Raw genomic sequence first — 15,110 nt, 5'->3', positions numbered from 1 at the left:
ACAACAATTACACGTCAGTCGAGCGGTGCCCACTTCGAGCCCACGAACAGGCACCGAAAGTCCGCTCAATAGCGGACACCACCCATTTCAGCCGACCGCGATTGGCACCTGCACCTGAGCGTCATGGAAGGCTTGCTTGATCTCCGCCGAAATCCGGCCACGGGAAGACACGTTCCTGCCCTCCCCGATCGCCCACTCACGAATCTCCTTGATCATGTTCTTCGCCGGAGCCGCCTCCCCCGTAGCCGTCGTCTTCGCGACCGTCATCTTGGTGGGCGTCGTCTTCGCGGGAGACTTTTTCACAGCCGGCGTTCGCGGACCCTTGGTCTTGGCGGCCGTCGTCCTCGAGGGAGCCTTCCTCGCGGCTGACTTCCTCGCAGGCGCCGCTTTTACCTGAACCTTCTTTGCCGCAGCGTCATGAAAGGCTCGCTCGATCTCGGCCGAAATACGGCCACGAGAGGACACATCCAGACCCTCCCCGATCGCCCACTCACGAATCTCCTTGGTCATCTTCTTCACTGGCGTCGTCTCCGTCGCCGTCGGCTTCGCGGCCGTGGTTTTCGCGGCCGTGGTTTTCGCTACCGTCGTTTTCACGGCCGTTGTTTTTGCGGGAGCCTTCTTCGCAGCTGCCTCATTCACCCGCGCGGCTTTTACCTGAACCTTCTTTGCCGCAGCGTCATGAAAGGCTCGCTCGATCTCGGCCGAAATACGGCCACGAGAGGACACATCCAGACCCTCCCCGATCGCCCACTCACGAATCTCCTTGGTCATCTTCTTCGCTGGCGTCGTCTCCGTCGCCGTCGTTTTCGCAGCGGCCGCTTTCGCCGCCGTCTTCTTCGCCGGAGCCTTTGCCGGAGCCTTTGCCGGAGCCTTTGCCGGAGCCGTCTTCACGCCCGTCGTTCCCGCAGCCGTCTTCTTCGCGGCCGCCTTCTTCGCCGCTGACTTTTTCACCCGCGCCGCTTTTACCTGAACCTTCTTTGCCGCAGCGTCATGAAAGGCTCGCTCGATCTCGGCCGAAATACGGCCACGGGAGGACACATCGAGACCCTGCCCGATCGCCCACTCACGAATCTCCTTGGTCATCTTCTTCGCTGGCGTCGCCGCGACTGCCTTCTCCACATCCGCCGTCTTCTTCGCCGGCGCCTTGCTCGCCGTCGTCTTCGCGACCGTCGTTTTCACGGGTGTCCTCTTCGCCGCTGACTTTTTCACCCGCGCCGGCTTTACCTGAACCTTCTTTGCCGCAGCGTCATGAAAGGCTCGCTCGATCTCGGCCGAAATACGGCCACGAGAGGACACATCGAGACCCTGCCCGATCGCCCACTCACGAATCTCCTTGGTCATCTTCTTCGCTGGCGTCGCCGCGACTACCTTCTCCACATCCGCCGTCTTCTTCGCCGGCGCCTTGCTCGCCGTCACTCGCTTCAACGGTGCCTTCTTCGAAACAGACTCCTTCGAAACAGCCTTCTTCGCCGGCTCCGCTTCTATCCGAACCTTCTTTGCCGCAGCGTCATGAAAGGCTCGCTCGATCTCGGCCGAAATACGGCCACGAGAGGAAACTTCGAGACCCTCCCCGATCGCCCACTCACGAATCGCCTTCGTCCTGTTCTTCGCCGATCCTTCGGAGCTCCTCGGTGATACCGCCATCGTGCTCTCTTTCTTCGCCGGGCAATCGTCGAACGCACACAATAACCGCAAGTGTCTCCCGGTCATCAGGAAGCTCACCCAAACGGACCTTGTGACGTTTACGACATCACCCATCTGGGCAGACCGAACACGACATCATTCGAGCTCCACACAAACCGCGCGATGAACTTCATACATTCGAATAACGCACGCCGACAACCTGATTCCCGAATTCATCCACGAGCATACTTCGATGGCTGCTTCACGTTCATCCGCATTAGCACCGACGGGATTCACAATGCCGGGTACGCGACCCCATTGCGCATACAAAATTACCAGACCGACCAGCGTCCGCCGGCCGATCGGCTCGCGGACTGGCCATCAGCTCGCCCGTCGCGGTGCGGTTCCGTGCAGTGGATCGCACGCCCAGCACTATGCGGAGGTCTCGCACCGCCCAATCACACAATTCGCCGAAGGTGTACGTCCTTCACTTCCCACTCGCCTCCCGAGCCGGTCAGTTGACTGGCAGACATCCCGGTGCGCCACGCCCACCCCCACGAATGTCATCGGAGCCCCGGCCGTGTTCGCTAGCGAGCCGTGAAGGACGAAAAACCGAATTCAACGCATTGCCGGGCGGCCCGTACCCGCATTCATGACCCGCAACAGCTAGAGGCATCCATGCTCGAAACACCGCCCCACCGCCCACGACCGCCCCGGCAATCTTCCTTCCTGCCGCTGCACACATCAACATTCCCTGTTTAGCTCAACCGGAGCGCAACCGAACCGGAAACCGAGCAGTCCGTCGGCGGCGCACACAGACCGGGATTCCCACAGACTCTCCCCAGCTCGACTGGTCACGGCAGGCTCTGCGGGCCTGCGATCTTCTCGCCAGCGTGCAATCCGTCAGCTCCTCGGATCGGGCCCTCGTTGCTTTCGCGATCGAGTGGGCTCCCTACGGCGGTGCCGACGCCGAGGAGCTGTTCATCAAATTCGGCGTACAACGAAACAGGTTCCTGGTTTTACTCCAAGCCGCGATGACCCCGAGGCCGTCGGACCTCGCACGTCTAAGGATTCTCAAGGGCTCCCTCTGCGACGATCTCGTCCGTGCGTGGAACGGATCGCCGACACGCAACTGAACGTCGCCCACACCTCGTCCCCGCTCATGCCATCGGAGGAGACTTCCCCGGACTCCTCGATCGGGTCAGGGGAAGTCGGACGCATAATCCTCGAAAAGAACCTGGCCGGTGGGGCTCGCCCGTACGGCGTCGGCAACTGCCGGCGGAATGGGCGCCCAGTGAGCAGGCATCGCGGCGGCCAGGGACGGCTTCAGTATTTATGCCGACGTTCCGGTTATGCCGATGTCCTCCCCGCCGTCCTCGCTCCGGTGGCATGCATGAATCGCAGAAACGATCGGACCGACCTGGCCATCGTTTTTCGCCGAGTTCGTGTTGCGGTCCCGGCAAAAGTCGATCATGAATACTGTGATCATCGCTGCGTCCAACGACTGCAGCGAAAGTCCGGCGGGCAGCGCTCGTGCGGCAACGACAGTCCAGTCCGCAGACCATCGCGGCCTACCGGGACTCGATCAGATTGCTTTCGTGCGCCAGTTCCAGACCCGCAACAACCTCGAGGGGGTGGAGATGGTCATCGCTGCCGATGCCGGGATGGTGTCGGCGACGAACCTGAAAGACCTCGATGCGGCCGGGCTGAAATCATCGTCTGATCCCGGGTGACGAAGGCGCCGGCGGATCTGGTCAGCCCTTTTCACGGGAACGGCGACGTGTTCGCCGACGGGCAGATCATCGACACGATCACGCCGCGGCACGCCAAAAGCGTGGTCAACGACATCGGTCGCCGCAGTGAACCGGTGTGGGAGCCGGCCGACACATCAGCGTGGCGGGCGATCTGGGCGTACTCGACCACACGTGCAGTGCGGGACAACCAGACGCTCAACGCTCAGGAAGCTCGGCCCGGGAGATCGTCGACGGCACCCGTGCTGCCCGAACGCCCCGGTTCGTCAAGAGCACCACGAAGCGAAAATCCCTCGATACCGATGCTCTGGCCAGGGCGCGTCCCCTTATCGGCCTGAAGGGTTACGTGACCAATCTTTCTGTCTCGCTGATGAATCGGAAGGCAGTGATGGAGAAGTATCACGATCTGTAGCATGTCGAGCAGTCGTTTCGGATGTCGAAGTCCGACCTGCGTGCCCGGCCGATTTTCAGCCCACACCCGGGGAGTCGATCGAGGCGCACCCGACCATCGTGTTCACAGCGTCGGCGGTCTCGCGCTATCTGCAGGATGCGGCCGGGATGTCGATCCGGAAGATCGTGCGGACCCAGCGGCCGCTGAGGGAAGTCACCATCACCATCGCCGGGCACGAACACACCGCCTTCGATCCGCTCACCGACGACACCGTGAGCATCCTCGATTCACTCGAAATCCAGAATTCCCGGTCTGGGTTGGCACACCAAACTGGTGCACCTCGGCGGCAGGGTGCGCTCGGCGATGACTCATCCCTGGAGAATTCCGTCCCATGGAAGATCCCGCGGCTCCATCCCCACGACAGGCACGAGTTCTTTCTCGTCCGCGCTCCTGCCGACCCCCCGTCACGCCCGATGACCGCTGCTGACGATAAGGATCTCAAGTCCAACGGAGTTGGTTTACTTCGGTCGCCGCATGCACATTCGGGTACGGACCCCGCAAAAGACAGACGCGACGCGCACATCATAATCTCGCATCTTATGCCATTCACTTTCGCGACATCACTGCCGGCGCCGTTGGGGGGACAGATGTCTCGAAGTACACTCCGTTTCACCCGGCACCACCGATGTCGGTCTCTGCCTCAATTCGCAGAGATAGATGAATCGTCGAATCTACCAGCACGAGCGCACGAGCTCGGCTCGCCGCTTGACGGCGCGAGCCGAGCTCGTCCCTTCCATGCTCCGGTGCCAGGCCGCAGGCAGCGCACCTCACCGCTCCGCGGCGAGCATCGGACCACCACTGATCGAAGCGATCGAGTTCCTTCTCGTGTCACGGATGTTCGATGGTCTTACTCATCGCGTCGATGCGCGCGGCGGCCGGATCACGGAGCAGCACGAGGCCACCGAGGCCTACGATCGCGACGGCGATGACGAAATACGCGGGTGCGATTGCGCTGCCCGTAACTCTGACGAGCTGCGCACAGATGAATCCCGCAAACGCGCCGCCCAGGACGATCCCGAGATTATGAGAAAGCGCTGAGCCAGTCATTCTTACTTTCGCGGGAAACACTTCCGGAAGCAATGTCATGGCACCTACGGACTGCATTCCACTCAGCATCATGAAAATGGCGAGGATCAACCAAATCACGACCAAATTGTCGGCGATCGATATTGCCATGAAGATCGGGTATGCAAGAACTGCATACAGACTCGTCGCCCAAATGAAAACCCTTCGTCGCCCTATTTGGTCGGACAGGCGACCGGCGATCGGAAATATCACCAATGCGGCGACGATTGAACCTGCCACGACCCACGAGGTTGCACTCGGCTCGAACCCCAGGGTTTTCACCAAATAGACGGGCATATAGGATAACCCTACATAACCGGCACCAGTTATCGCAATTGCTAGTGCTATTCCGCCCAAAAGCGTCTTCGCGTGATTTCTAAGCACCTCGACTACCGGCGCTTCGACGATTTCGTTGGGCTCGCCTGTCTTGGCGAACTCCATCGAGTCAGAAAGGTGACGCCGCACGAGAAAGGCGCCGATAGATAGCGGAATACACACGAGAAAAGGAATTCGCCAACCCCACGATGCCATCGCGGCATCGTCAACGAGTGCGTTCATAACTCCGACCGACACTGCAGCGAGCGCGAACCCGACGCTGCTGCCCATGACGGTCAGTGAGCTGAAGAATCCTCGCTTGCGCGCAGGTGATGATTCCGCGACATAAGTCAAAGCGCCCATGACCTCTCCGCCTGCGCAGAATCCCTGCACCAGCCTTACGAGGACCACGAGAATAGGCGCAGCGAGTCCGATGTGCTCGTAAGTTGGCATCAGGCCGATTACGCCGGCGCATACTCCGACGCCGATCACACTGATGAGAAGGACGGGCATTCGCCCCACTCTGTCGCCGTACCATCCGAGGACGACTCCACCCAGCGGCCGTGCAATGTAAGCGGACCCGAAGACCGCAAGAGCCGTAATTATCTCGACAGCGGGATTCTCGTTCGGGAAGAACAGTGTGGCGAAGTATATGGTCAGGAAGCCGTAGATGCTGAAGTCGTAGTACTCGATGACAGTTCCGACGAACCCTGCAATCGAGGCTCGTCGGGCTTTGATGTCCGTTACGTCCGTCGTTGTCGGGGGCCGGCTTACGGATCCGTGAAGATCGTCGTCTATCTGCATTGCGTCCCTGTCTGTAGTCATGGAGTCATGGAGTCACCACGTTCGCCGACAGCGACTCCGCGATGAATTGTGTCTGCTTGTAGTCCCGTTTTCTGTGCGGGCCTCTCGGTATTTAGTCCAGATGCACGAACCGCTCAGGAGCCTTGTATTCCGCGAGCGATCTTCTGACGTGGTGGGCAATCGATCGTGCGGTCGACGACTACCTGCAACCCATTACATCGGAGGAGGCCGGGTTGGTGGCACAGAAGCTTCGTTCGGTAGGTCAATGATTAAGTTACTCGAATGAGATTCGTACCACAATGTTTTCGGCCTGAAACACGGAATACAGGCAAGTCTCTGACGTGCACGAGAAGGCGATGACGATGAGCAGACAACCGACCGGGCGCGTTGACACAAGGGGCGCCAATTCTTGTGGAGTGGAATGATAGGCGACGTCGGATACCGAAGTATCGGGTGACAGTTCCGGCAACATGTGATCCGATGAGCATGTATTCCGGCGGCCCCTACCAGTGCGACCATGTGCGGGGCGTTGATCGCCCACCATCGATGACTGCATGCCTTGATCAGCGATGCGTCATCGCTAGTCCTGGCGCCCGAGAGCCGACCCCGTGATTGTCCCCGTCCCCAATCAGACCGCCGCAGATGTCACATACAGTAGGACTCGTTGTGCGCAATGGGTCCCATACTCAGCCGGCCACTGGAAGTACTTCAGCAAGAAGTAGAGGGACGCTGCGCGGCCCTGCAGTTCTCAGGCTCTGAGTGCAAGCAGGAATTCTGTTGGCAGGGTGTCAACTCCGGGAAGCACTCTCGGGTCCGGGACGGTCGACTCGATCAGGGGCGCGAGTCTGTATCACAGCAGACGTATCCTGGGTCGCCGCGTCACCGGCGGTCACAGTGCCTGAATCCTCGACTCCCCGTGCCTGCGTTCGGGCGAGGGCTTCCCGAGTACCAACTTCGCCCCTTGCACAGTGACACCTGTACCTGCCGCGCCTACTGCGACCGGTGCCAATCGCAACTCGGCGAGTTCCGGCAGCTCCTCGACCAGCCACGCCACCCGCAGGATCAGGTCGGTCAGCGCGTCCAGATCGCGCTCGATCAACAGCGGAAATGCCCGCACCGAGCGAATCATTCGCAGGGCATCGAGATCACTGACCGGCGTGATGTGGAATGTGACGTCACCGTACAGCGTGATCGGATCACCGAGCACACCGAATGCGAGCAGAGGACCGAAGACCGGGTCGTCGACCACCGACACCACGACCTCGCGTCCGTCGCCGGCGTCCGGCCGTACCACAATTCCGGCCGCTGTCAGCAATTCGACGGCGTCGGCTTCATCGAGCACGCCGAGCCCAGCGCGATCGGCGACGGCCCGGACGCGCTCGGCGGAGACTCCGCTGGGCGGTCGCACCACCCCGGCAGGCTGCCGCCGCCACGCTCCGTATGCTGTCGCCCAGCCCAGTGCGGTAGCTGCAGCTTCCGGGAAGGTGTAGCTCGGCACCGCGCGAGCATCGACCTCGGGCGCCGACAGCACGCCCTCGGCACTATCGAAACTCGCGACCAGAGTCTTGGTCGGCGCGGAGGCGCCCGCCCGTATGAGTGCAGCCGCAATGTCGTCCCGGTTCTGCGCGAGGGGTGGTGTGAACAGAGCGACGACGGAGTCGACTCCGTCGTCCGCGAGTAGGGCACGTAATGCTGCCTCGTAGCGCGCAGAATCGGCGCGGGGAGTCAGGTCGACGACATCGACCGGGTCGCCGGATACGAGATCGCGCAGGACGGCCAGGGTGGGTTCGCTCAGCGTTGCGCTGCGCAATCCCGCGGTTCGGCACGCTGCCGCAGTCAGCGCACCGGGCTGACTGGCATTGGTGACCACTGCTACCCGATCACCGCGCGGTATGGGTTGATTAGCGAACAGACGTGCTACATCGAACATTTCGGAGAGTGTTCGAGTGGCCACTATGCCCGTCTGAGAAAACAGCTCGTCGATGACCGCACCGCGGTCGACATGTTCTGTACCGGCAATTCCGATGAGCGCGGTCCGTATTGCACTGGTGACGGTGATGATCGGTTTACGTCCGCTGACCCGCCGCGTCAGACGGGCGAATTTCCGCGGATTGCCGAAGCGTTCGAGGTCGAGCAGGATTACGGAGGTCGCAGGGTCCTCTTCCCACCACTGCAGCAGGTCGTTAGGCGAGACGTCGACCGACCTGCCCAGCGAAGCGAAGCTGGAGAATCCGAGCCCGATCCGACGAGCGTGCTCGAGCACAGCCAGGCCGAGCGTGCCGGATTGACTGGCCATCGCCACCACACCCGACGGCGGTAGCGACATCGAGAAGGTCGCGGCCAGCCGAAGGGCACCCTGCTGCGCGAGGATACCCATGCTGGCCGGACCGATCACCCGCATATCCTCGGCACGTGCATAGCGGATCAATTCCAGCTCGGCGGCACGGCCGATCTCACCCGACTCACCGAACCCGACCGACATCACTATCACCGCCGTGACCGAGGCCGCTGCGCAGTCGCGGATCACCTCCGGGACGAGATGTGCTGCGACCGCTACCACCACCAGGTCGACCGGCTCGCCGATCGAGCTCACCGTGGGGTAGGCAGGCATCCCCATCACGGCGGAGATGTGCGGATTGACGGCATAGACTCGTCCGGGAAAGCCGTGGGACACCATGTTCTTCACTACGGCCCGCCCGAGATTGTCCGGACTCAGGCCCGCGCCTACCACAGCCACCGTGCGGGAATCGAAGATTCGCTGTATCGAGGAACGCACCGACTGATGTTCGCGCCGTTCCGAGCGAGCAACTACCTGCACACGCGGACGAATAACGATGTCCACGTGAAGAATCGAAGCAGGGGGGCCGAATTCGACTACGTACCCCGAGTTTTCCAAGGTGCGAACCATGGCCAGGTTCTCGGCGAGTACGTCGGCCTCGAGGACCGCGATTCCACAGTCCCGCGCCGCCACGGCAATGTGCTCGAGCAGCAGGCCGCCCAAGCCGAGCGACTGGAATTCGTCCACAATGGTGAAAGTGACCTCCGCACGATCCGGATGACCTTCCACGCGCACGAAGTCGGCAACGCCTACTGCACGATTGTCGTGCAAGGCAACCAGGGCTGTTTGGGTCGCCGAGTCGAAGTTCATGAAGCGGGCCAGCCCTGCACGATCCAGGGTCACCACCGGGCCGAGCATGCGCATGGAGATGGTGCGGCGCGAGAGGCGCTGGCTGAAGTCGACGATCAGGTCGAGATCATCCGGTGTCAGTCGGCGCACGAGCACCGAACGGCCGTCTCTGAGCAAGCCGGGAGTGCCGTCGTCGGAGTTCTGCTCGACACGCGTCATCGCTACCTCTCAGTCGGAAAAATGGCGGGCGCCCGCCCCAAGGTAGTGGGGCGGGCGCGCGCAGTCAGGACTCGGTGAGGATCGTGTCGCCGTCCTGACTCACCCGACCGGAAAGCCCTACCGGGACATCGACGATCCGTGCCCGCCGCGCCGGGGTTGCCGACACGAGCAACCGACCGTCGGATTCCCGGACCGTCCATTCCGCACCGTTGACTCGCAGGACGCCTGGAGCATCGGGTAACGCCAGAGCGAGTGCAGGACCCAGGAGGGCCAACATCATCGAGTTCACACCGGCAGCTTCCAGCTCCGCGTGCGCCTCCGGGCGCGCCCAGATGAGGCGGACGTTCTCGAACAGTGCGGCCAGGTCCGGTTGCTGCGCTTTGGCCGCGCCGAGCGTGTCACCACCCAGCCCGATGACAACCGTGATCGGCAGCCGCTCCAGCACCGACAAGAATCTGGTGACGTCCCAGTTGTAGGTCTCGGCCGGAGTGTAGGTCGCTCCGATGAGGCGCAACGCACGTACCACCGGACTCAGCCACGGATTCTCGTGGTTGGGAGCGGTGATCAGCACGTGATCGTGCGCTGTGACGCCGGCAGCGAGGAGTTGCTCGTGCGCCCACGCAACGTCGCGTCCGAGATCCTCCCAGCCGATTTCGTAGTCGACGAAACCGTCGCCGGACGGGAAGACACCGATTCCGTAGATAGGGGAGCGGGGCAGGCGCCCGGCGGCTTCCAGCATGGTTTGACGTGTCATTTCTTCACCATTCTCGGGAACTTGGCGACGCTCGAGCTGTACTGCAGGATGTCTTCGAGGGTGAGCAGGGCGAGGTCGACGCCCACGCCCAGCTCGGCCCCCAGAAGGTCGGTCAGTCGACGCTCGAGATCGACCACATCCGACGTCCGTTCGGGTGCGTAACCGACCCGCAACCGAAGGTGCGTCATCGGTGCGTCCGTCCGAATGACCTGGAACATACCGTCTGACAGCTCAGGCAGCGACTCCACCAGACGCCACACGTCACCGACCACGATGGCTTTGCCGTCGATCACGACCTCGTCGCCCCGTCGACCGGAGAACCACATACGGGCGTGTGTCCGCCCAGTCGGTGCGGGAAGGCGGGTGACCCGCACCAGATCGCCGGATCGGAACCTGATGTAGGGGGCGGCCCGGTTGTCGAGGTCGGTGGCGATCAACTCGCCGACCTCCATGTCGCCGACCGGTTCGTCGGTAATCGTATCGAGCACCTCGGGGAGCATCGTGTCCTCCCACAGCTGGAAACCGTCGAGATCCGGCCCTTCCCAGGCGGTCCCGGTATCTCCTGCGCTGGTGTAGGTGACGATCCGGACACCCCAGTCCTCGGTGACCTTACGCTTGAGCGCCTCGCCCATGGGCTGTCCGGCGAAGGCGAAGAACTTGATCGAGGCGAACGCCTCCCGCAGGTCGTACTTCTCTTCGAGCTTTTCGAACTCCATGATCGCCGGCAGATGCACCTGCATGTAGGCCACCTCGTGCTCGCGGATCGCGCGCAGCAGGGACTCCCCCTGCCCCAACCAACTGTCTACGAACACCGGCGTCAACCCGAGGGTTGTGTAGAAATCGTCCCAGTAGTTACGGAACGTCCCTACGGGAACGATCACCCTGTCGCCTGGTCGTAGTCCGTGCGCATAGAGATCACGGGTGGTCGCAGCGGCCAACGGCGGAACAGTGTTCCAGATCTCCGGCAACAATTCGGGTGCCGAGGTGGTACCCGACGTCGTGGTCACCGATGTCAGATCTTTCAGATCCACGCACAGCAATCCGCCGTAGGGGTCACCGGTGCGTGCACGATAGGCCTGGATATCGGCCTTGGTGAGGGTCGGAACCTTGTTGGTGAAGTCGTCGAGAGTGCGGATGTCGTCGGGTGAAACCCCGGCCGCGCTCCAGTGCTCCCGGTACAGCGGGGAGTTGTCCCACGCGTACCGGACCAGGTCCAGGACCGCAGCCTCTTGGCTGGCTCTGATGACCTCCCGGGGAGCAGTTTCCACTTCTGGTTCCAAGAATTCGCGGAGCTCGCCATCGAGCGTCTCGCGGGGGTCGTCCCGCCCAGTGATTGTCACGGTCTCCTCCATCGCCGAGGTCAGAAGAATCCGGTGTATTAGGCGACACACCGACTGATTCTATGATCTGCAGCACAGTCTATCGGCATAAATATCTACCTGTATATACCTATGGGCGAGAACGGTGTTCCACAGCTCCACGGCCGACCGGACCGCAGGCATACATCCGTGGAACGAGTGCCCGGAAACGATCTCATGGCCGATGGTCGTGTCGGGCAAGACAGGCCCGTATCGCCCCACCTTCCCCCAGCGGGTGAACAGAAAACCGCAATCCCTCACGACCCTGTCACTTGTAGGTCCCTGCCCGCGGCCACTTGCACGAATGGAGCGATATGAGAGCAGTCCGAACGGGAAGAGGTGTGGCAACATCGCGATCTAGGTAGCTGGGCTGTGCTGACCTTCCAGCCATTCATAGTGTGACTCGAAATGCGTCTCGGGGCGCTTGACCATGACTGCGTCCGCCTCCGCGACGATCGCTGCCGAACTCTCCAGCTCGAGCGTTGCCCGGACGAAGACCTTGCGGTTCTCCCGCCCGACGATCCAGGCGCGGCCGATCAGTGCCCAGCCGATCGGCACTGGCCGTACGAACTTGACAGTGAGCGTTCCGGTGACGCCGAACTCGTTTTTCATCATCAGCGTGTGGCCCACCAGTTCGTCCATCACGCCCGCCGTCCAGCCCCCATGGGCCACCTGCGGACCACCTTCTTCCTCGGGTCCACACATCACTCGGCTCACCACCACGCCGTCATCGTCGAGGCGCTCGCTTTCGATGCCCAAGCGGCATCGGTTCAACCGCCGGCAACCATGGCACAACCGCATGCCCCCCGGTGATTCGGGTGCGTACAACAGTGATGACGGGTCGTCGCTGAGCGCAGCGGTGAGCACTGTGTCCTTGGCGAGGTCGTCGCTTCCGGTGTCGGTCACTGAATTCCTTTCGACGGAGAAATCCGGAGCCCAGCCGGATTCACCCAAGCTCGGTGAGTGCGCGCTACGAAACGTCGACACCGCGGGCGCTGGGATTTGCGCCCGCGGTGCCGACATCCACTTCAGACCGCCGGGAACAGTTCCTCGAAGGCACCGTGCAGCACCCGATCGCGGGTCTTCAGGTCTACGCCGCTGAAGACGGTGCGCAGCGTCTCCTGGGTGTGTCCATAGGTACCCTCGAGGTGCGGGTAGTCATCGCCCCACAGCACATTGTTGTAGTTCGTGTCCTCGATAACCTGCACAGCGCTGATGTCGTGCTGGAAAGAGGCGAACACCTGCTGGCGGATGATCTCGCTGGGCAGCCTCGAAAGCCTTGGCCGCACGAACATTCCGTGCTGGCGGTAACCCTCGTCCATCCGGTCCCCGATTGCAGGCACCCAGCCGGCACCGCCCTCGGCCACGAGCACCTTCAGATCAGGGTGTCGATCCAGTGCGCCGCCCGCCACCAGATGCGTGATCACCCGCATTCCCGGATAGGTGGTCTCCATGTAGTTGACCACCGCGCCTCCCGGGCCGCGATAGACGACGGTGGCCGCACCGGTACCGATGTGCCAGCACAGCGGAAGCTTCAGTTCCTCCGCCGCGGCCCATAACGGCTCCCAGATGTCGAGGCCCCACGCCCGGTCGTCATCGATCCCACACGGGAAGTAAAGGGCTCGGAACCCCATCTCGGCAGCGCGCTCGGCCTCGGCCACCGCGTCTTCCACCCGCTGCAGAGGCACGATGGCGGGGGCGAAAATCCGATCCTGCTTGCCCATGACGTCTTCCATGGCCCAGTCGTTCCAAGCGCGGGCAACCGAAACCTCGAGCTCGGGATCACGAATGTTGTTGACCCAGAATCCCATAGACGGGAACGCAAGCTGGTTGCGCACACCCTCCCGGTCCAGATCCTGCAGACGAATGTTCAGGTCCTTGAACCCCGGGGGGCGCATGGCATCCATGAAGTCGTTCAGCTGACGGTCGATCTGCATTCCATCGATATAGACGATCTCGTACTTCTCACCGCGCTCGGAGCGCGGCGCGCGGTCGGCCAGACGCTTGGGTAGCCGGGCGGTCCACAGATCTTCCGGCTCCATCAGGTGAGAGTCTCCGGAATGCGCCCAGATCTTCTCCACTTCCTGCTGATCCTGGCCTGTTGAAATCGCCTTGGTCATGGGTCCCTCCTCGGATCGGGTGACTTCTGGGCCGCGCCACTGCGAGCACCGACCCGCTACATACTTTACAGTGTAACGAAATTGCGTCATCCTGTGAAGAGAGAAACGTACGAGATGCCCGGGAGGCGCGATGGAACCGACAATCGGTAGTAAGGCCCTTACTCGTGAACAGCGCGAGAAGTACCTCGAAAGCCTCAACGAAGAGACACTGTCCGCGCTGATGCGATCCACCTGGACCTGGGACGATCGAGCACTACGGCGCACGCTCAGCGAACTGGTCACCGACCTCACCGCCGTGCGCGAATTGCGGGTCGGCGAAGTCGGCTGCCCGGCCCCGGTTCTGGAAGCAGCCGAGTCTCGAGTGCTCGCGGCGACCGGTGAGTTCGTCGCCGAGGTCCTCGGCCCGCGGCTGCTGGTCGATGCCGACAACGCTTTCCGTGAATCACTACTTCCGCTGGTGGAGGCAACCGGCGCACTCACCGCCGAAGCCTCTCGCGCGCTGGACACCCTCGCCGTCGAGGTCACCGGCCAAGTTATCGAGCGCAACGAATCACTGTCCGCGATCCTGCCCGAGGACAGGTGGGAAGAAAAAGCGTTCAGCGGATCAGCGACCGGCCTGGCCCGGGTGGGTTACTCCGCCGGCTACACCCTCGCCGACCGCGACTATTTCGCCGCCGCCGGCCTCGGCGCCCAGGCATACACCATCGCGGGCTCCCCGATCGACGATAGTGTCGACGTGCACCGGTCCACGTTGGCGGCAGCGGAGAAAACGGGTTCCTGGGATCCGGCACTCGTGCGGACCCGAGCCGAGGCCGCAGACGGCGGCTGGCAGCTCACCGGTGAGAAGTGGTACGTCCCCAGCGCCGATACCGCGGGCACCCTCTTCGTGATCGCCCGTACTGTCGGCGGACCCTCGCTGTACCGCGTAGAACATGATGCCCCCGGCGTCACGATCGAGTCCCTCGATTCCCTCGACCCGACGCGCCCTCTTGCCCGAGTCGGCTTCGAGGAAACGCCCGCTACCCTGATCGGCCGCGAAGGCGCTGGAGGCCTGATCATGAACCGCACAGTCGACAGGGCGACAACCGTACTCGCGGCCGAACAGATGGGCATCGTGGACCGGGCCCTGAAGTGCCTGTCGGACGTCCCACCTGCAGCCGCGGACAGCGAATCCTGGCGCGGATACACACGCAAGCTGGCCGAATTGGAACTGCTCCGAGCCTGCTCGACAGCGCTGTGGTACCGCGCAGTAAAGCTTCAGGGCGGGGACGACCCGAATGCTGCCTCCATAGCCGCGGGGATGGCACACATCGGCTGCTCGAACGCAGTACGCCAGGTTGTCCTGCGACTCACCTCGGTTACTCCCGATCTCGACACCACCGTAGTCCGCACCATTGCCGCCCGCGCGCGCTACACCGACCTTCTTCTCGGCGGGCCCGCACTGGCGCACGAACGGCTACTAGAGCGTTTGGGAGTGTGACAACCAAGGATGACTTCCCCTGGAACCGCATGGAGGGTGGCAC

Annotated in this window: 8 protein-coding genes and 2 pseudogenes; 2 read left to right on the top strand and 8 right to left on the bottom strand. The window is 62.4% G+C overall.

Translation table 11 applies throughout. The annotated features are described in order from the left end of the window. Positions 1-87 precede the first annotated feature (87 nt). Positions 88-216, bottom strand: a complete 129-nt coding sequence (locus tag JQT59_RS38320) for an Lsr2 family DNA-binding protein (RefSeq protein ID WP_502939844.1) — start codon at positions 214-216, stop codon at positions 88-90. Positions 217-402: 186 nt separating this feature from the next. After that, positions 403-1,644 (bottom strand): annotated as a pseudogene (locus tag JQT59_RS08385) (Lsr2 family DNA-binding protein); the annotation flags it as partial. A gap of 1,568 nt (positions 1,645-3,212) precedes the next feature. Here JQT59_RS08385 and JQT59_RS36775 point away from each other — a divergent pair. Next, a pseudogene (locus JQT59_RS36775) lies at positions 3,213-4,091 on the top strand (IS1634 family transposase); the annotation flags it as partial. Between the two features lie 562 nt (positions 4,092-4,653). Here the strand turns inward: JQT59_RS36775 and JQT59_RS08370 are convergent. The 6 genes from JQT59_RS08370 to JQT59_RS08345 form a co-directional block, all read right to left on the bottom strand. Beyond that, positions 4,654-6,009 carry an MFS transporter gene (locus JQT59_RS08370; RefSeq protein ID WP_213575726.1) on the bottom strand — a complete coding sequence of 452 codons (1,356 nt, stop codon included), beginning with the start codon at positions 6,007-6,009 and terminating at the stop codon, positions 4,654-4,656. Positions 6,010-6,898: 889 nt separating this feature from the next. Next, a complete protein-coding gene (locus JQT59_RS08365) occupies positions 6,899-9,355 on the bottom strand; it encodes a bifunctional acetate--CoA ligase family protein/GNAT family N-acetyltransferase (protein ID WP_213575725.1) in 2,457 nt (818 codons plus the stop codon). 64 nt (positions 9,356-9,419) lie between these two features. Further along, positions 9,420-10,109, bottom strand: coding sequence for a hypothetical protein (locus JQT59_RS08360; protein WP_213575724.1), 690 nt, complete (start codon positions 10,107-10,109; stop codon positions 9,420-9,422). Next, complete coding sequence (locus JQT59_RS08355; RefSeq protein WP_249354247.1) at positions 10,106-11,449, bottom strand: phenylacetate--CoA ligase family protein; 1,344 nt, start codon at positions 11,447-11,449, stop codon at positions 10,106-10,108. The genes JQT59_RS08360 and JQT59_RS08355 overlap by 4 nt, the downstream gene beginning before the upstream one ends. A gap of 375 nt (positions 11,450-11,824) precedes the next feature. Then, positions 11,825-12,373 (bottom strand): PaaI family thioesterase, encoded by a 549-nt coding sequence (locus JQT59_RS08350; protein ID WP_249354246.1) that lies wholly within the window; start codon positions 12,371-12,373, stop codon positions 11,825-11,827. A gap of 122 nt (positions 12,374-12,495) precedes the next feature. Continuing rightward, positions 12,496-13,587 (bottom strand): amidohydrolase family protein, encoded by a 1,092-nt coding sequence (locus JQT59_RS08345; protein ID WP_213575722.1) that lies wholly within the window; start codon positions 13,585-13,587, stop codon positions 12,496-12,498. Between the two features lie 130 nt (positions 13,588-13,717). On the opposite strand from JQT59_RS08345, the gene JQT59_RS08340 reads away from it, so the two are divergent. After that, positions 13,718-15,067: an acyl-CoA dehydrogenase family protein gene (locus JQT59_RS08340; protein WP_213575721.1), complete on the top strand. Its 1,350-nt coding sequence runs from the start codon at positions 13,718-13,720 to the stop codon at positions 15,065-15,067. Positions 15,068-15,110 lie beyond the last annotated feature (43 nt).

Source organism: Rhodococcus sp. USK13, assembly GCF_018343855.1.
In the GTDB taxonomy this organism is placed as follows: domain Bacteria; phylum Actinomycetota; class Actinomycetes; order Mycobacteriales; family Mycobacteriaceae; genus Rhodococcus_F; species Rhodococcus_F oxybenzonivorans.
This window is presented reverse-complemented; position numbering and strand designations above follow the sequence as displayed.